The organism is Mucilaginibacter aureus (genome assembly GCF_053514885.1).
On the sequence record NZ_CP170601.1, the window covers coordinates 1,184,417 to 1,202,375 of the forward strand.

Here is a 17,959-nt window from a genome sequence, read left to right on the forward strand (position 1 = left end):
CGTGGGCCTGCCTGCTATCCTTCGACAAGCTCAAGATGATGACAGCCCTGCGCTATATTTATCATTTCACCGGCTCAACCCTGAACCAATCAAAATCGGCATAACCCGAATCATTGATCTGTGTTGTGCGGGTACAGAAAATGCCCATTTTGGCGCCTATCCAGCGGCCAACTTCGGCTTTAAATTCAGACCCGGCATCGGTAAAGGTTGTACCATCCAAACTATAGCTAAATTTACAAACTGCACCGGCTGTTACTTTTACACGCAGGTAAACCGTGGATTGGCTCATTTTAAGCAAGGTCTCTTCCTTTTCCTTGCTTCCTTTAACAGCATCTTTGCAATCTATATAAGTAAGATATACACCATCCTTTTTATAATGCATAGTTAAACCGGCGTAGCTAAAACCCATCATCACTAAACCTGCTTTTTCATCAAGTTTAACATTGGGTTTAAAGGTCATTTTGGTAGTGGCCATAAACTCATCAGCAGGTGTTTTTTGCAGCAACACGTTTGGTGCATCCCACAGGTTTTTAGCTGTATCGGGCGACATGTACGAGAACAATCTTAAATAACCTGCATTAGTTGTGGCAAACCAGGTTGATCTTGGATTAGCCATCCACTGCCATTGCATACCTAATTTAATATCGTTAAACTCATCCGATTCGGCAGGAGTTTCAATCGGGTAAACCTTGCCAACGTTTGGTTTTTTATAGGTCAGTACAGGTTCGCCCTTGCCGGTATGGTTTGGGTCGAGTCCTATAACAGGCCAGTCATTCATCCATTTCATGGGTTGCAAATGCACCACCCTTCCGTAAGCTCCCTTATCCTGAAAGTGCAAAAACCAATCTTCGCCGGTTTGGGTATCAACCCATGCCCCCTGGTGCGGCCCGTTAGTTGTTGATTTACCCTGATCCATCACTACCTTACGCTCGTAAGGCCCATAAATGTTTTTGGAGCGCAAAACCAATTGCCAGCCTGTTGGCACACCACCGGCGGGTGCAAAAATGTAGTAGTAGCCATTACGCTTGTACAGCTTGGGCCCTTCAACAGTAGGGTCGGTTTCATGTCCGTCAAAAACCATTACACCTTCATCAATAACTTTTGTTCCGGCCGCGTTTAATTTATTAATGGTGATAATGCTTTTAATACCCGCGCGGCTACCGGCCCAGCCATGCACCAGGTATACCGTACCATCTTCATCCCACAACGGGCAAGGATCGATCAATCCTGAACCAGGAGCAACCAACACCGGTTCGCTCCAGGGCCCTGCAGGATTTTTGGCTTTTAATACGTAAATGCCGTAATCCGGATCGGGAGAATAGATATAATACTCGCCATTGTGGTAGCGGATAGCCGGCGCCCAAACGCCGTTACCGTGCTGCGGTTTTGAAAAATGATCATATGGCGGCTGGCGCAGCAAAGCGTGGCCAATGATACTCCAGTTAACCAGGTCGTTTGAATGCAAGATAGGTAAACCCGGCATATCCTCAAAGCTTGATGATACCAGGTAAAAATCATTACCCACGCGGATAGCATCCGGGTCGGAGTAATCGGCATTTAATACCGGGTTTTTATAGGTGCCGTTACCTTGATCGGCTACCCAAACTTTGGATACATATTTGGGCGAAGCGGGCGCAGGAGCGGTAGCCTTTTTTTGAGCAACTGCATTGATAGTAAGCAGTAAAAATACTGCGGCTATAAGGTTCTTCATTGGTAAACTATACTGTACAGGTTTGTTGTTACAATAGTAAAAAATTAAAATGCAAACGGTTGCATAAATACTTCAAAAAAAAGTGCAGTTGAGTTTACAATTGCACTTTGCTTGCGAGGTTTACTTATTAACCGGGTTCCAGGTATCACGTCCTGCAAAAATATTTTCGAGTGTATATGCATTCGCTTCTTTATCAGTTAACTGGTGCGACCAGGCTACCCTTGCTTTTGGGTTCGCACCTGGTCCGGTGCTTTTATATTCGGCATAATAAGCTGTTTTGTCTTTATCTAAGAACATGTTATCACCTTTCCATGGGTTCCATCCTTCGGGGATGATCTGGCTGCCCAGTTGGCAATTAAGGTAAACCGTTTTGGCGTACGATCGCCATGGCCTGCCTAAATAAGCCTTATGCACCGAAGTATCCGCGATAAGCTTACAATCAAAAAACACATAGCCAAATTTTTGCCTTGGTGTAGTTGATGCCGCCGTAGTGAACGAGCCAATCAGGTTTTTGATGGTGCAGTTTTGAAAAACGCAGGTGGCTTCGCCGAAGATAAAATCGGTTGTACCTTCAATATAGCAATTTTTATAATACTGCCTGCTTGCCTCGTTTGATACATAAAGTGTATCCTGGTTCCCCAGAATCCTGCAATTTTCAATCACACATCTGTCTCCCTCAACATGTAGGGCCACAGCTTGCCCAACCCTGCCGGCAGTATTTTCTATCGTAAGGTTTTTAGCTGTAAAATCATTACCCTGCACCAATACGGTGTATGAGGTAAAAGTGGTGAATTTAGGATTACCAAACATATTATTGCCAGCCGGATTAGGCTTTCCCGAGTAATCGGCATTGGTGATGATGGTATTCTCTTCTCCATCGCCCAGTAGGGTTATTTTTGTTTTCCAGGTGGGGATAACCAGCTTTTCGTGATAGATCCCTTTTTTAATGTGGATGGTTACTTGCTGGCCAAAATCGCGCACAGAGTTAACTGCTTCCTGGATGGTTTTGTAATTACCTGTGCCATCCGCATTTACAGTAATATCCTGCGGATAGGTAACCTGTGCCCTGGTTTGCGCAATGGATAGAATAAGTGTAATTAATACTGCTAATCTTTTCATAAAAATGCTATTGAACGCCTGTAAGCGCTTTGCTTTCGGCGCCAAAATTAAATGTTGCCCTGTTTTTTGATTTTGAAACATCGGTATTTATTAATTCGATATGCGCCGAACGTTCGCCATTGATATTCATGAAGGTATCGGTTGGTGTAAAGCTGCGGATGCCATCAAAAGTAAGGGTGTTACTGTTTTCAATATAGATCAGTTGTTTACTATCGGTAACATTGATGGTAATGTTTTTCAGACTGATATCCTGAGCTTCTATTAACTGTACACCGCGGGTGGTTTTAAATACCATATTTTCAAGGTGTATGCCTTTGATGCTCATTTCGGGTAAGCCGCGTACAAAAATGGCTTCCCTGGCGCCATTGCAAGACACATTACTCACATAAAAATTGCGAAACTGCGGTGTTGCTTCGGTAACCGGCGGGAACTCTTTTAGCCCCAGCGTTGAACCGGCCCTGCTCATGTAATACATATCGAACAATATAGCTTCACCGATAATATCGCGCATGGCTATATTTTTAATGTAGACGTTTTCAACAATACCACCGCGGCCGCGAACAGTTTTAAAACGCAAACCTATGTCCGTACCGATAAAAGTACAGTTGGTTACAAAAATATTACGGGCGCCGCCGCTCATCTCACTGCCGATAACAAAGCCGCCATGTGCACGGTAAACTACGTTATTTCTGATCACTACGTTTTCGGTTGGCTTGCCACGCTTGCGGCCATCCTCATCGCGGCCTGATTTAATACAGATACCATCGTCACCGGCATCAAACGTACTGCCTTCAACCAATACGTTTTTGCACGATTCAATATCGATACCGTCACCGTTCTGGGCGTTCCACGGGTTTTTTACATGTACCTGCTGTATGGTCATATCCTCGCAAAGCAGGGTATGCAAACACCAGTTAGGCGAGTTTTCGAATGTCACATCCTTTAACCAAACTTTTTTACAATTGGTTAATACAAGCATATTAGGGCGGAAAAAATCTTTATATTCAGCGTAATCATTTAACATTTTTCCTGGTTGAATGATGCTTACATCTTTTACCTTGCTGCCTTTTAAATAGCTTTCGGATGGAAGCCAGCTCCGGCCGTCTTCGCTTACCACACCACCCGACGCCACCAATGCTTTCCACTCCGATTCGGTAAGCCTGTCTTTACTGATAGCACGCCATACACCGCCATTGCCGTCAAAAATACCGCCACCTGTTATAGCCACATTTTCAAGATCGGTACCCGATACCGGCGATTCGTTGCGCACAGCGGGATGGCCTTCGTAATTGCCCTTTACTAAAGCATACTGGCTTTTATCGTTAGTGAACAAAACCAACGCAGCACGATCAGTATGCAGGTTTACGTTGCTTTTTAAAACGATGGGGCCAGTTAACCATAAGCCCTGCGGTATTAATACTACACCACCGCCTTTTGCACTGCAAGCTAAAATAGCGTTATTGATGCTCCGGGTATTTAACGTTATACCATCGGGCACAGCGCCATATTTTACTATATTAAAGGTGTCTTTTTTAAACACCGGCATTTTTGCCTTCGGCAAATTATTCCACGAATATTTTACCGGCGCTTTTTGTGCTGATGCCTGAAGTATACCCATGCTGATCAACAAGGTTAGCGCAATTGATTTTTTAAGGCTCATTTTATAAGATTATGTTTTATGGTTGTGTTTTATTTGGCAGCAGGCGCTACTGTTGGGGCATTTGTTCCTTTAACAATGCGATCGGCTAATTCTAATTTCAGATTTTTGATATCGGCTAAAACTATCTGGGCTATTTTGCGTGCGCCCAATTCGCTAAAGTGGGTATCATCTTCTTTGCCGTTGGGATAGTTGGGGTTTTCGCCGGGTGCTAAATGATTAAACAGCATTTTAGAGTTTTCCACACCATATTTTTGTAATAGGGCTTGTCCTTCTTTATCCAGATCTATCAATGGCACATTTTGCTCGGCAGCTACCTGGCGCACCAGTGCCGAATATGCATCGTGCGTACCCAACACATTGCCGCCGGCATCAAACTTACGGCGGGCCACCGGGGTAATTAAAACAGGTATTGCTTTTTTATTACGGCTTTCGCTGATGAATTTTATCAGGTTGGCTTTAAAATCAGCTTCGGGCGTATAGGTTTTTTTAGTTGGAACCTCATCGTTATGGCCAAACTGTACCAATACGTAGTCGCCGGCATTAAGGTTCTTCTCAACGTCGTCCCATCTTTTTTCGGCAATGAATGATTTGGTGCTGCGGCCATTCTGCGCCCGGTTATCAACAGTTACCGTTTGATCGAAGAACCATGAGAACGGCATGCCCCAACCTGTTTCGGGGTAGGCTTTAACCTGCTTGTTTGACATGGTCGAATCGCCGATAAGGTAAACGGTGATCTTATTTTGCTGGATGAGTGTAAAGGACATTAAGCCCAGCAACGCGATAGGGATGATAGTTTTTAAGAGTGTGCCTTTCATTTAGATCATAATTTGAGGTGTAAATTTAACAAATAAAAAGGCCGCCTTTTAAAGCGGCCTTTTTATTTCAAATATTTTACAAGGTTTTATTATGTTAACGCCATCTTGGATCGCCTGTTGTTGCCTTGCCGGCATAATTGGCATCTTTGAAATGGAAGTTACCATTGGCAGGATCAACCCAAAGATCAGTTGCTAATTTGCTGTACGAAATTACATTTGAAAAACCTGTTGTAGAGGTAGCTAATACAAAATCTGATGTTGAATAATTATTTTGAGAAAGATCGGTAATGGTGCCCCGCTTGCCGTTTACTGTATACACAGCCGGTGATGCTGATGAGCCCTGGCCAGGACCAAAAATATTATTCTGAATGGTAGTTGTACCAGTAATAGCAACCCCGTTATAGTCCAGGTAGTAGTTAGCTGCACCACCCAGCGGCGAATTATAGAAGGTATTGTTGTTAATGGTCATATTGATCGTGTTCGATTTACTGATGATCATTTTGTTGCAATTGGTAAGGGTGCTATTGGTTAAAGTGATGTTATCGAAGTGTTCGGTTGTTGCCACACCAACGTTTACCAGGCCATAATCAACAATGCCATTGATAAGGCAATTATTCATCGAAAGATTGGTAACAACTATAGCTGCAGTTTGCGTTCTGTTCACACCTCTGAACACATTCAGGTTACAGCCATCATAGCTTATGGTACCGATATTACATGCTACGTTTATATTGAACACATAGTTACTTGTTGTACCGTTAAGTGTAAGCCCCTGTAAAGCGATAGAGGTGATATTACTTGACGCTACAGGTGCAAACAGCGAGCCGCCTGTAACATTGATAGTGGCATTGGTTGATACGGTCAGGTCGCTGCCACTTATTATTGTAATACTCTTATTTAAGCTGATACCCGCCGCTACGGTATAAGTAGCGCCCCGTTTAAGCACTACCGTTGCCGCATTAGGGATCGAAGCAATAGTGTCTGTCAGGATCGTTGGTCGCGCGGTCAGGTCTATTCCTCTTAAATCAATAACTACACCACTCAATGGCGCCAGGGTAATGTAATTGTTCCAGCCACGTAATTTAGTGCCGCTGTATAACTGCACGATATACCCTGTAGATGAACTAAGACTGATAATATCAAAATACTGATTGTTGATATCGGTTGCCGTAAGCGTAATGGTGCGCACCAGGCTGCTATCCGTTTTTAATACCTTGATGGTAGTAACCGCGTCGCCACTATTTGTCCAGCGCAATTTGATCGCGCTTTCAGTAACATCAGCCAATACCGGCGAGGTTACAATAGTTGGGAACTTAGGCGTTTTGATACTTCCCAGGTTAGAGTATTTAGAGTTTTTAATGGTATCAGGCGCGATCGCTTTAACCTGTACCTGGTATTGTGTTTCCCATTTCAGGTTCTTGAACACATACCTGCTGCTATCGATGGTGATCGTTGCATCAATGTGTTTGAATGTATCGCGGCTTAACTGTACCTGGTAATGCGAAGCGCCTTCGATTTTTTGCCATTCGGCAGTTACGGAGTTATCGGGAGCCGATAATGCAGTTCTGTTGACCGGGCGAAATAACCTGTCGGCAACACCGCTATCTATGGTAGATTTTTTACATGCCGCCAACAGCATTATTGCCGAGCATATAGCCAGAATAAAATATCTTATTTTCATTGTCTTATGCGTTTAAATTAATTAGTTTTTTTAGAAACCGTAACCATCATTTTTTAATGATCCGTGGCTATCAGTGATAATTGAACCATGTATTGGCAAGATATATCTTAACGGGGTAGTACCGCTATTATCCGGATACCCCCTCCAGCTGTAAAGCGCGAAGGTAGACGGGCCGCCTGTTGATGTGCTATACAAAGATTTCAACCAGTTCAAAGTGGTATAACCTGACGGGGCACCTCCGATAACTTTAGTATACCTGTTATAAAAAGTACAGGTCTTATCTGCATTAAGTTTGTAGTACAAAACATCCGGAAGGTTTGAATATACACCGGTGCCATTGGTGGCGTCGATACCCATCTGGTTGGTTATGTTACGTGCCTGAGCTACCTTTTTACCATAGTAGTTCCAACGTGCCAGGTCATATTTACGCAAACACTCACCACCAAATTCCCATCCGCGCTCATCAACTATAGCATCAAAAAAGGTTTGCTTTGATGCAGATACCGTAGTGATGTAACCTTCTACCTTGGTAGCCCATGCTGATGTAGGGAAAGCCCTTTGACGTACTTTACGCAACGCATCTTTGGCATCAGCCGTTGGCCCGTTATTGATCTCATTTTCAGTTTCGGCCAGCATCAATAAGATATCAGAATACCTCATTAACGGCCAGTTGATGCCTGTACCTTTAGATGAAGCTGAGCCAAGTGCTACCGGTACCAGCATACGGTTCCATTTTGCAGGGGTAATGCTGGTTGGCGAAAGCGGAGTTTGTTGTAAGGCGTTAGAATAATAAATGATCGAGCAAGTTGCCGGCAGCCTCACATCCAAAGTATCAAACGAATGATAATAAGAAGGCGACAAGCTTAAATAAGCTGATCCAGAGCCGTATTGGTGGGTACCACCATCTACGCGCATACCATTGCACCATGCTACGTCGCCCGCGTTTGGACCGAAGGCAACTTCATATAAAACATCACTGTTTAACGGCTTAATGTATTTACACTCGTTTAAAAACACATTCGAGAACGATGGATCAAGCGTATGCGGTTTTAAGGTCATGAGCTTACGGCAATAATTATTAGCCATTTTGTAATAATCCAGGTAATCCTTATCGCTGCGTTTCATGGTCAGATCCGGATATAAAGCGTAACCGCCGCGCTCTAAGGCCATCCGGGCAATAAAGCCGATCACAAATTCGCGATTGATACGCTCAATACCATAATCCAGTTGGTCAGCCCATTTCATTTTAGGCTCGATAGTGATCAGATCGTTTATGATGTTAGTTAAAATTACATTTCTATCAGTTTTACCTAAGTAAAAGTCATCACCATCACGGCTGGGTGTTGTTTTATAAGGCACATCACCCCAGTTGTTAATCAGCAGGTAATACCAGTAAGCACGTAATGTAAGTGCCTCACCCTCTAACTGCAACATCGAAGCATCATTATTTTTATACAATGAACTGGCTTCAATACCGGCAATACATTCGTTGGCTTTGTTTATCGCATTATAGGCATTGTTCCATACGGTGAGCAAATCTGCGTTAGCCGATGTACATTCAAATGACCAAATGTCACGCCTTGAATTATCCGGCGCCGCGGACACGCCGCCAACTTCGATATCATTGTTACCTGTAAAGTTGTTTGACACCCGCGATGTAAATGCATCAGTATTAAACAAGGCGTAAACTCCGTTTACAGCTTTATTAGCATCACCAATACTGCTGAAGATATATGTGGAATCGTAAACCGAGGGAGAGTCGGGCGATAAAAATTTCTTGCAGGATACGACGATCGTTGCGATCATCAATAATCCTATGGTAATTTTTGTTTTCATTTTGATATAACTAATCATATAAATGTTAAAAAGTAACGTTTAGGCCGAAAGTAAAAGTTCGGCTCTTAGGATATCCTGAATAGTCAACACCAGGGGTTAACTGGTTATAGCTATCAGTACTTCCGTTGGAAGCAGTGCTAACCTCAGGGTCATATCCTGTATACTTAGTAAATAACAACGCGTTGTATACAGTTCCGTAAACGCGCAGCCTTGATATACCTATACGGTTGGTTAATTTATTAGGTACGGTATAACCAAGCGTTACGTTGCTTAACCTTAAAAATGATCCATCTTCTATAGCCAGTGAAGATGCAACCGGTGTTGCATTACCGTATGAGAAAGGCGAAGCTACTTTAGGATCAGGGTTTAATGCAGCCAAAGCAGCCAGGTCGGTTACCTGATTACCGTTCGCGTCGATATAATGGAACCTGCTGGCATAGTTTTCAGTATTTAACATGTTACCATAAGTGGTACGATAGTATTGGTTGAATGCGATCTTGCCAGTATTGTAAACCTGGTTACCGTAGCTCCAGGTAAAAAATGTATACAAGTCGAACCCTTTATAGCTGGCATTGAAACCAAAACCGCCGGTTGCTTTAGGCAATGCGCTGCCTATTACCTGCCTGTCGTTGGTTGCATCAATAACGCCATCACCGTTCAGGTCCTTTAATTTTGCAGAACCCGGACGTGTGCTGATACCACCGGTTATACCAGAATCATCCGGAACACCTGGTTTAAGTACATATCTGCCGGTTGCGCTATTGTATGAAGAAAAGTCATCAACAGTATACATACCGTCGCTTACATAGCCATAAATAAGACCCAGCGTTTGACCTACTCTTACACGGTAATCATCAGTAGCTTTCAGGTCGGTACTTGCCCAGCCCGAGCTGGCGATGATCTCGGTAGCACTGCCATCTAATTTGTCAACACGCGAGCGGTTCATCGCGATATTGAATATACCATTCAGCTTAAAGCCTTTTTTGTCGAAAATTACTGCCGATAAACCAAGCTCGATACCTCTGTTAGATGTTTGACCAATATTTTGTTGCTGTTGAGGGAAACCTGTGCTTGATGGGATATTGGATGTTACCAGCAAGTCTTTGGTATAGTTTGAATATAGGTCCAGGCTACCTGTCAACCTGTTGTTAAATAAGCCAAAATCCAAACCCGCGTTTCTTGTAATGGTGGTTTCCCATTTCAGGTTCGGGTTAGGCAACAAACTGCTCGCAAAGGTGTAGTATGGTTGATTGGTATCGCCAAAACCGATAGGCCTGTTTACCGAAACAGAGAATGTTGGTGCTGTAAGGTACAAACCAACCCTGTTATTACCTACGGCACCATAGCTCAAACGAGCCTTCAGATCCGAAATAACGGTCAGGTTTTTCATGAACGATTCGTCCGTTACTTTCCAGGCAAAGGCAGCGGCCGGGAAATAACCCCATTTGTGTCCTTCACCAAATACGCTTGATCCATCTGCACGGGTGGTAAACGTTAACAAATATTTGTTTTTGTAGGCGTAGTTAACACGACCAAAAAACGATGCAATGTTGTTTGGCTGCGGATCGGTTGAAGTCATCTGATCAGGTGTGCCCGATGCAAAATTTGAAAATAATTTTTCGGGTGGCAATTGCATATCAAAGCCCCTTGCACGATTATAGTTCGTGCTCGCTTGGCTTGTCCTTAGCTCCTGGCCTCCTAAAACGGTGAACGTGTTGTTTTTGCCCACGTTAAAAATGTAGGTTAACGTATTAGCCCAGCTATAGGTTTGTGTTCTGGTGAGTGTTATCTCTCCTAAAGGCAAACCTCCGTTATTGGTAGCAAGCAGGGTTAAGGGCCCGTAATAACGCTTATTGTCTCCAAAACCCAGGTCAACACTACCTTGAGTACGGTAAGTTAAGTTTTTAAGTACTTTCCAGGTCAGCGCTGTTTGCAGGGTAAATATTTTACTTGTAACTTTTCGCCAATCCTGGGCGGCCAATGTTACCGGGTTAATGGTACTCGCTAAAAAGTCGGCGTAGTCCTGATCGTTGCCCGAAGCAGCAGCGCTGCCACCCAGGTCTATAAAATCAGCCAGACCGTTTACCGGGCGGGTTGTTATACCGGTACCCACTTTAGCAGTAGCGCTACCGCTTGTACCACCACCATTTGAAATGGTATTGCTGAAACGTGTGGTCAGATCCAGCATAAGCTTATCAGAAATGGTGTGATTCAATTTAAAATCCATGTATATGCGCTCATAGTTTGAGCCTACCTGTAAACCCTGGTTCCTGTTATCACTTGCACTCAGGCTCATCCGGGTTTTTTCAGTACCACCTGTAATGCTTAAGTTATGTTGCTGGCTGGCTGTAGAGTTGCCAAAAAGTTGTTTTTGCCAATCGGTACCTTGCTGGTTTTTATACAATTCCAAATCCCCGTATACACCAAAATATTTCGAAAAATTATCTACTGCAGTTTGGCTGGTAATACGCGCGTACTCATATTGTGCCAAAACAAATTCGTAAGGCGATAGCACCTGTAATTCGCGCGGAAAAGTTCTGATCTGCCCATAACCATTATAGGATACGATGGTACGACCTGCTTTTGCTTTTTTAGTAGTAACCTGGATAATACCATTGGCTCCCCTTGATCCGTAGATCGCTGTTGCAGCGGCATCTTTCAAAACGTCAACACTTTCGATATCGGTGGGTGCAATACTGCTCAGGTCGGGAACTTCGAAACCGTCAACAATATATATTGGTGAGTTATCCTGGGTAACAGAGCCTCCACCGCGTAAGCGGATGATAGGATTGCCGTTTGGACTACCATCGGAGGTAGTTACCTGCAAGCCAGGCACATGTCCTTCCAACGCTTCGGCAACGCTGGTAATGGGGTTAACCTCAATATCTTTGCCTTGTACAGAAGATACGGCCACAGCCAGATCGCCACGTTTTTGAGTACCGTAACCAACCACAACAACCTCATTTAAGGCAGAAGCTTCGCTTTCTAAAGTTACCTTTAGGTCTGTTTGGCTACCTAAAACGATTTCCTGTGTTTTGTTGCCGATGTATTTAAACACTAAAACAGTACCGGGTTTATCGGGCACTGAAATTTTAAATTTGCCATCCACATCGGTGCTTACACCCTGGTTAGATCCTTTAACAAGTACGCTAACACCGATAAGCAATTCGCCGTCCTTACTCATTACTTTACCCGTAATTTGTCGGGTTTGGGCGTCTGCCTTGGATAAAAGCAGCACTAAAAACATCATGAAAAGAAGTAGAATTTTCTTCATAAAATTAAGTTTAATTAGGTTTTTAACATAATACCAACTATGGTCAAAACACAAAATAACCTGTTTTTGTATATAACTAACCAACAATATTGTTATTTAACAAGCCTTACAATTACATAAAAAAGGCATTGCTTATTAAAATGAATAAAAATATTTCAGGCTCGGTTACAGCTGGTTAAACTGTGTTTTGACAAAAAGGATGGTTTATAGTCCTTCACAACAATTTTAGGTAGTTTTTGGCAACAAACGTCCATATTGCCCCATAAATATTTGTGCAATCGTTGCCGGGAACGTTGCCGGGTTATTATAAAAATTTGAATTATATTTGTAAATACCATTTTTTGACCTTTTAACGTTATCTTTATATAATTCTATTTGTAATTAAAAAGCATGTTTGAGCCTATAACCATTAAAGATATAGCTAAGGCGCTTGGGCTTTCAACTTCTACTGTTTCAAGGGCATTAAGAGGTGGGTATGAGATAAGCGCCGATACAAAAAAACTGGTGCTTGAATATGCCGAAAAGATAAACTATCATCCAAACCCAATCGCGTTAAGCTTAAAAGAACGCCGCAGCCACTCGATCGGTGTAGTTGTTTGCGAGGTTGCCAATAACTATTTTTCGCAGGCTATAAACGGGATCGAATCGATCGCTTACAACCGGGGGTATCACGTTATTATTACCCAAACACACGAATCGTTTGATCGCGAGGTGGTTAACGTACAGCACATGGCATCACGCTCGGTTGATGGTTTGCTGATCTCGCTTTCATCAGAAACCAAAGATCTTTCGCATATTAAATATCTGCACGAAAAAGGCTTACCTATTGTATTTTTTGATCGCGTGCCCGCTGATATAGACACACATAAAGTAGTTGCCAATAATTACCAGGGTGCATATGATGCGACCGAACACTTGATTAAAGCCGGTTTTAGGAAAATAGGCCATTTAACCAGTTCGCCAACATTATCTATCACCAAAGAAAGGCTGGAAGGCTACAAGGCTGCGCTTGCCGCTTACAAACTCCCTTTTAAGGAATCGTACCTGAAGAACTGCGAACATGGCGGCATGATACAAACCGAAGTAGAAAGCGCTGTGAGGGAACTGATCACAATGCCGGAACGTCCAGATGCGATATTTGTGGCCGGCGATAAGCTAAGCACCGGCTGCTTAACTACCGTTAAAAAGTTCGGTTTAAAGGTGCCCGCCGACATTGCCATTGCAGGCTTTACCAATTCGGACGTAGCCGAACTATTTAATCCGCCATTGACGTCAGTAAGGCAACCGGCTTTTAAGATAGGCCAGATAGCCACCGAAATGCTGATTCAGCTAATCGAAAGCAAGTACCCTGTTACCGAGTTTGAAACCACACGCCTGGATACCGAATTGGATATCCGGAAATCATCAGAATTTCCGGAAGTGGTTAAATATACTTTTTAACTATTATTTATCTGCCTTTGCTGCGCCAATTTTTACCGGTGCGCCATCGCGGATCTCATCGTTGGCAGCCTGCACCAATTGATCGCCTGTGTTTAACTTGCCAAAAACTTCAACTTTACCATTAGCCTCGCGGCCTTTTTGCACGTCAACCCATTCGGCTTTGCCGTTAACCACACGGATCACAAAAACCTTTTCGGTTGATTGCACCAATGCTGTTTTAGCGATCACAAAAGTGCTGTCGCTACCCGGCAGATCAAGCTTAACTTCGGCATAGGTGCCCGGCAATAAGGTTTTATCATTGTTGGTTACATCCATCTCCAAACGTTCGGAACGCAGGTGAGCATCCAACGAGCCGGCCAAACGGTTAACGCTCGCTGTAAATTTATGCCCGGGCATGGAGCGAACGGTAAATTCGACCTTATTTTTTTGTTTTAAAACGCCTGAATACGCTTCTGGCACCGATACCACTAAACGCAGGCGCTTTTGCTCCTGTAAAACAAACAAAGGCTGATCGGACCCTTTGCCCGACGGACCAACATAAGCGCCCGGGTTTACATTACGTGCGCTAATCACACCGCTAAACGGCGCGCGGATATCCAGATAACCTTTGGTAACCATAACACCTTGCAAGGCCGATTTAGCTGCCTGCAGTTGAGCTTCGTCCGAATTTTTACGGGCCGCTGCCTGATCCAGATCGTTACCCGAAATGGTACCGGGTGTTTTGCTGGTTTCGTACAAACGATCGTAATTAGCTTTACTGGCCAGATAAACCGCTTCCTGCGATTTAAGTTTTGATTGTGCTTCGGCGAGCCGTGAATTGATCTCAGGTGCTTCCATGCTCACCAATAACTGACCTTCGCTCACTTCGGAACCAACATCAACAAAAACCTTTTTTACAAAGCTGCTCTCCTTCGCATAAATATCCACCTGCTGATAAGGTATCAGCTCACCCGGTATGGCAAGCGCAGCATTAAATTTATCCTTTTTTAATGGTGCAACCTGCACTATAGGCGGCTGATCCATTTGCGCCTGGTTTTCTGCATCAAGCTTTTTTTGCTCGTCCGAGCCGCCGCAAGAGCTTAACAGGCTTACAGCCAATGCTCCGGCAAGCATAAATGCAGGTGCTATTTTAAATAATTTATTCATAGATTTCATTGTGATCAATTAGCTGAGATGTAGTGAATACTTTCTTCGTCTTCGGGATCAAGTGATACCGATTTTGTGGAGGCTTTGCCCTGTATCCAGGCAAAAACCAAGGGTAAAATAAATAAGGTGGCAAAGGTTGACATCAGCAAACCGCCGATAACCGCGCGGCCCAATGGCGATGCCTGGTCTCCACCCTCGCCTAAGCCAGAGGCCATTGGTATCATCCCTACAATCATGGCCAAACTGGTCATCACGATGGGGCGCATCCGGATAGCTGCTGCCTCTTTTGCGGCCTGCAGCGCGTTACCGCTATGCATTCGCAACTGCTCGGCATTGGTAATAAGCAATACCGAGTTGGATATGGATACCCCGACGGACATGATCATACCCATGTATGATTGCAGGTTGAGCGTGGCGCCGGTTAACCGCAGCAGCAGCAACGAACCCAGCATTACCGCCGGAACTGTTGACAACACCACCAGCGATACTTTAAACGACTGGAAGTTGGCTGCCAGCATTAAAAATATCACCACTATAGCCACAATCAAACCGCTTTGCAAACTATCTAAAGTATCGATGAGAGTGCTGGTTAAACCTTTGGTTTCGATGTTTAAGCCACGCGGCAATTTACCTATTGATTTAATGGCTTTTTGCACATCGGCGTTAGCCGTACCCAAATCCATTTTGTTTAGGTTTGCTGTTACCGATAGCACGGGCAAAGCGCCAATATTATCGTTTTCGCCATTGGTAGTATCACGTTTAATGGTAGCTACATCGCTAAGCGTGGGCCGCGATGCGTTGCTCAGCATAGGTATCTCACCAATGTCATTTATACTGTTCATATTATATTCGGGCACTTCAACCTGTACGTTATAGCTCAGGCCAACCTTTTCGTCAACCCAAACATTTTTTTCGGTGTACCGGGATGATGATGTTGAAGCCAGTAAAGAGCGCGTAATATCTGAAACACCAACGCCCAGCTCGGCCGCACGGGTACGATCGATATTGATATCGATAGCCGGATAGTTGGTTGATTGTCCTTGCTGCACATCGCGCAGGTAACTGATCTTTTGCAGCTTTTTGATCACGGTATCGGCATAAGCCACATTTTGTTTTTTGTTTTTACCCGATATCTGCACCTCGATCGGTGTTGGCGAACCCTGGCTCAAAATCTTATCAGTTAACTCGATAGGCTCGAACGACATTTTAACATCGGGTAATTCGCGGTGCATCCTTTTGCGAAATGCCTCTTTCAGATCATCAAGGTTAACTTTATAATCCTCCGTCAGGTTAACCTGCAAAACAGCCTCCTGCGGGCCGGCCATAAACAAATAGATCGGACTGGTTGAAAACTGGCCAGGGTGCTGACCAACAAATGCTGATGTTACGGCAATATGTTCTTTACCTACCAGGCCTTCGAGCACGTGCAGGGTTTTAACCATGTCGGCCTCGGTACGTTCCAGGCGGGTACCATCGGGTGCGCGCAAACGTACCTGGAACTGGCCTCCGTTAACCTTTGGCAACACATCGCGGCCAATGGTGAGCAACAGCAAACCTGCCAGCCCAATTGCCGCAATCACATAAATGCTCACAATTATCCGTCGGTAGCCAACGGCGTTATCCATTCCTTTCAGGTAGCGCTCGCGCATTTTTTCGAAACGGGATTTTTTGCCTTCGGGCTCGTGCTCCGCTTTGTGCAGCGCGGCTTCTTTTTGCGAAGCGGTATCGTGCTTGTCGATCTTATAATCGCTCTCTTTATGGTTCTTATCCACGTTGTGATCCACCATTAGCCAGTTGGCCATAATAGGCACAAAAGTTTGCGACAGCAGGTACGAGGTGATCATAGAGAAACCTATCGCCATAGCTAAAGGTAAAAACAACGCGCCCGGGATACCGCGCATGGTAATTGCCGGTGCAAACACTGCCAGGATACAGAACAGGATCAACAGTTTTGGAAAGGCGATCTCTTTACAAGCATCCCAAATGGCCAATGCCTTGGGCTTACCCATATCCATGTGCTGATGTATGTTTTCGATGGTTACCGTGGATTCATCAACCAAAATACCGATGGCCAGCGAAAGCCCGCTCAATGTCATGATATTAATAGTTTGATGGAATAGCGACAAAAACAGGATACCCGATATGATACAGGTTGGGATGGTGAGGATCACGATCAACGCCGCACGCCTGTCGCCCAAAAATAGCAGCACCATCAACCCGGTCAGTATCGCACCGATAGCGCCCTCGGTGACCAAACTTTTTACAGCGTTAATTACGTAAACAGATTGGTCGAACTCGTAAGACAGCTTAACATCATCAGGCAACAAAGCCTGGAACTTTGGTATGGCTTTTTTTAAGTTTTGAACCACATCCCAGGTTGAGGCATCGGCCGATTTTGTGATGGGTAAATAAACCGAGCGTTTACCGTTTACCAGCGCGTAGCTGGTAGTAATATCGGCACCATCTTCAACCGTGGCAACATCTTTTAAAAACAGGGTTTGCACACCGCCTTTATACAGTGGAATATTCTCAAAATCTTTGATCTTTTTAATGGTGGTATTACTTGGTGTAAAATAGTTGTAGTCGCCAACGCGCACGTTACCGGCTGGTGATGTTTGGTTATTATCGCGTAAAGCAGCAACTACCTGGTCGGGCGTTAAGTTATGCGAGCGCAGCAATTGCGGGTCGACCTTGATCAATATAGTACGGGTATTACCCCCAAACGGTGCAGGCGCTACCAAACCCGGTACCGAAGTAAATTGTGAACGCACGTATACATTGGCCAAATCGAGCAATTCGTTATTGGTGCGTTTGGGACTGCTGAGCACCAGCTGACCAACAGGCAAAGTTGAGGCATCAAAACGCAAAATGAATGGCGGATTGGAACCATTGGGAAAGATAGCCTGTGCCCGGTTTGAAAAAGCCGTGACCTCGGCCGAAGCCTGCGCCATATTGGTGCCTTCGTAAAAAGTTAGTTTAATGAGGGTTAAACCCTGGATGTTTTTGGTTTCGATACTTTTTACACCCGATACATATAGCAGCAGGTTAACGTATTGCTTACCAAAGTACGATTCCATTTGGTTTGGGGTATAACCGCCAAACGGGTGCGACAAATAGATAACCGGCAAATTGAGATCGGGAAAGATATCGATCTTGATGTTGCGTATGGAGTTGATACCGAAGAAAAACAAACCGGCCACAATTACAAGTATGGTGATCGGTCGCCGTAATGCACTTTTAATTAAACCCATGTCATTTTGTTAAAGTAGAATCAAGA

10 protein-coding genes are annotated in these 17,959 nt (G+C 44.3%); 1 reads left to right on the plus strand and 9 read right to left on the minus strand.

Features of this window, described 5'->3' with window-relative positions; genetic code table 11:
* Window positions 1–61 precede the first annotated feature (61 nt).
* The 7 genes from ACFGVR_RS04930 to ACFGVR_RS04960 all read right to left on the minus strand — a co-directional run bounded on the left by ACFGVR_RS04930 (window position 62) and on the right by ACFGVR_RS04960 (window position 12,096).
* Window positions 62–1,711, minus strand: a complete 1,650-nt coding sequence (locus tag ACFGVR_RS04930) for a glycoside hydrolase family 43 protein (RefSeq protein WP_448701533.1) — start codon at window positions 1,709–1,711, stop codon at window positions 62–64.
* A gap of 120 nt (window positions 1,712–1,831) precedes the next feature.
* The gene (locus ACFGVR_RS04935; RefSeq protein ID WP_448701535.1) at window positions 1,832–2,830 is read right to left on the minus strand and encodes a pectinesterase family protein; all 999 of its coding nucleotides are present in this window, start codon (window positions 2,828–2,830) and stop codon (window positions 1,832–1,834) included.
* 7 nt (window positions 2,831–2,837) lie between these two features.
* Window positions 2,838–4,490 carry a glycoside hydrolase family 28 protein gene (locus ACFGVR_RS04940; RefSeq protein ID WP_448701537.1) on the minus strand — a complete coding sequence of 551 codons (1,653 nt, stop codon included), beginning with the start codon at window positions 4,488–4,490 and terminating at the stop codon, window positions 2,838–2,840.
* 29 nt (window positions 4,491–4,519) lie between these two features.
* Window positions 4,520–5,305 (minus strand): rhamnogalacturonan acetylesterase, encoded by a 786-nt coding sequence (locus ACFGVR_RS04945; RefSeq protein WP_448701538.1) that lies wholly within the window; start codon window positions 5,303–5,305, stop codon window positions 4,520–4,522.
* A gap of 94 nt (window positions 5,306–5,399) precedes the next feature.
* Window positions 5,400–6,986, minus strand: coding sequence for a DUF5123 domain-containing protein (locus tag ACFGVR_RS04950; protein WP_448701539.1), 1,587 nt, complete (start codon window positions 6,984–6,986; stop codon window positions 5,400–5,402).
* A gap of 30 nt (window positions 6,987–7,016) precedes the next feature.
* Window positions 7,017–8,822, minus strand: coding sequence for a RagB/SusD family nutrient uptake outer membrane protein (locus tag ACFGVR_RS04955; protein WP_448701540.1), 1,806 nt, complete (start codon window positions 8,820–8,822; stop codon window positions 7,017–7,019).
* Window positions 8,823–8,847: 25 nt separating this feature from the next.
* A complete protein-coding gene (locus ACFGVR_RS04960) occupies window positions 8,848–12,096 on the minus strand; it encodes a SusC/RagA family TonB-linked outer membrane protein (RefSeq protein WP_448701542.1) in 3,249 nt (1,082 codons plus the stop codon).
* 390 nt (window positions 12,097–12,486) lie between these two features.
* Here ACFGVR_RS04960 and ACFGVR_RS04965 point away from each other — a divergent pair, with 390 nt between their 5' ends.
* On the plus strand, window positions 12,487–13,536 hold the full coding sequence (locus ACFGVR_RS04965; RefSeq protein WP_448701544.1) for a LacI family DNA-binding transcriptional regulator: 1,050 nt from the start codon (window positions 12,487–12,489) through the stop codon (window positions 13,534–13,536).
* A gap of 3 nt (window positions 13,537–13,539) precedes the next feature.
* On the opposite strand, the gene ACFGVR_RS04970 is transcribed toward ACFGVR_RS04965, so the two are convergent.
* Complete coding sequence (locus ACFGVR_RS04970; RefSeq protein ID WP_448701545.1) at window positions 13,540–14,682, minus strand: efflux RND transporter periplasmic adaptor subunit; 1,143 nt, start codon at window positions 14,680–14,682, stop codon at window positions 13,540–13,542.
* 14 nt (window positions 14,683–14,696) lie between these two features.
* Window positions 14,697–17,933 carry an efflux RND transporter permease subunit gene (locus ACFGVR_RS04975; RefSeq protein WP_448701546.1) on the minus strand — a complete coding sequence of 1,079 codons (3,237 nt, stop codon included), beginning with the start codon at window positions 17,931–17,933 and terminating at the stop codon, window positions 14,697–14,699.
* Between the last annotated feature and the right edge of the window lie 26 nt (window positions 17,934–17,959).

Bases quoted from the DNA above. Each gene is read 5' to 3' on its own strand.
- ACFGVR_RS04930 (WP_448701533.1), bottom strand. From the start codon at position 1,711: ATGAAGAACCTTATAGCCGCAGTATTTTTACTGCTTACTATCAATGCA.
- ACFGVR_RS04935 (WP_448701535.1), bottom strand. From the start codon at position 2,830: ATGAAAAGATTAGCAGTATTAATTACACTTATTCTATCCATTGCGCAA.
- ACFGVR_RS04940 (WP_448701537.1), bottom strand. From the start codon at position 4,490: ATGAGCCTTAAAAAATCAATTGCGCTAACCTTGTTGATCAGCATGGGT.
- ACFGVR_RS04945 (WP_448701538.1), bottom strand. From the start codon at position 5,305: ATGAAAGGCACACTCTTAAAAACTATCATCCCTATCGCGTTGCTGGGC.
- ACFGVR_RS04950 (WP_448701539.1), bottom strand. From the start codon at position 6,986: ATGAAAATAAGATATTTTATTCTGGCTATATGCTCGGCAATAATGCTG.
- ACFGVR_RS04955 (WP_448701540.1), bottom strand. From the start codon at position 8,822: ATGAAAACAAAAATTACCATAGGATTATTGATGATCGCAACGATCGTC.
- ACFGVR_RS04960 (WP_448701542.1), bottom strand. From the start codon at position 12,096: ATGAAGAAAATTCTACTTCTTTTCATGATGTTTTTAGTGCTGCTTTTA.
- ACFGVR_RS04965 (WP_448701544.1), top strand. From the start codon at position 12,487: ATGTTTGAGCCTATAACCATTAAAGATATAGCTAAGGCGCTTGGGCTT.
- ACFGVR_RS04970 (WP_448701545.1), bottom strand. From the start codon at position 14,682: ATGAATAAATTATTTAAAATAGCACCTGCATTTATGCTTGCCGGAGCA.
- ACFGVR_RS04975 (WP_448701546.1), bottom strand. From the start codon at position 17,933: ATGGGTTTAATTAAAAGTGCATTACGGCGACCGATCACCATACTTGTA.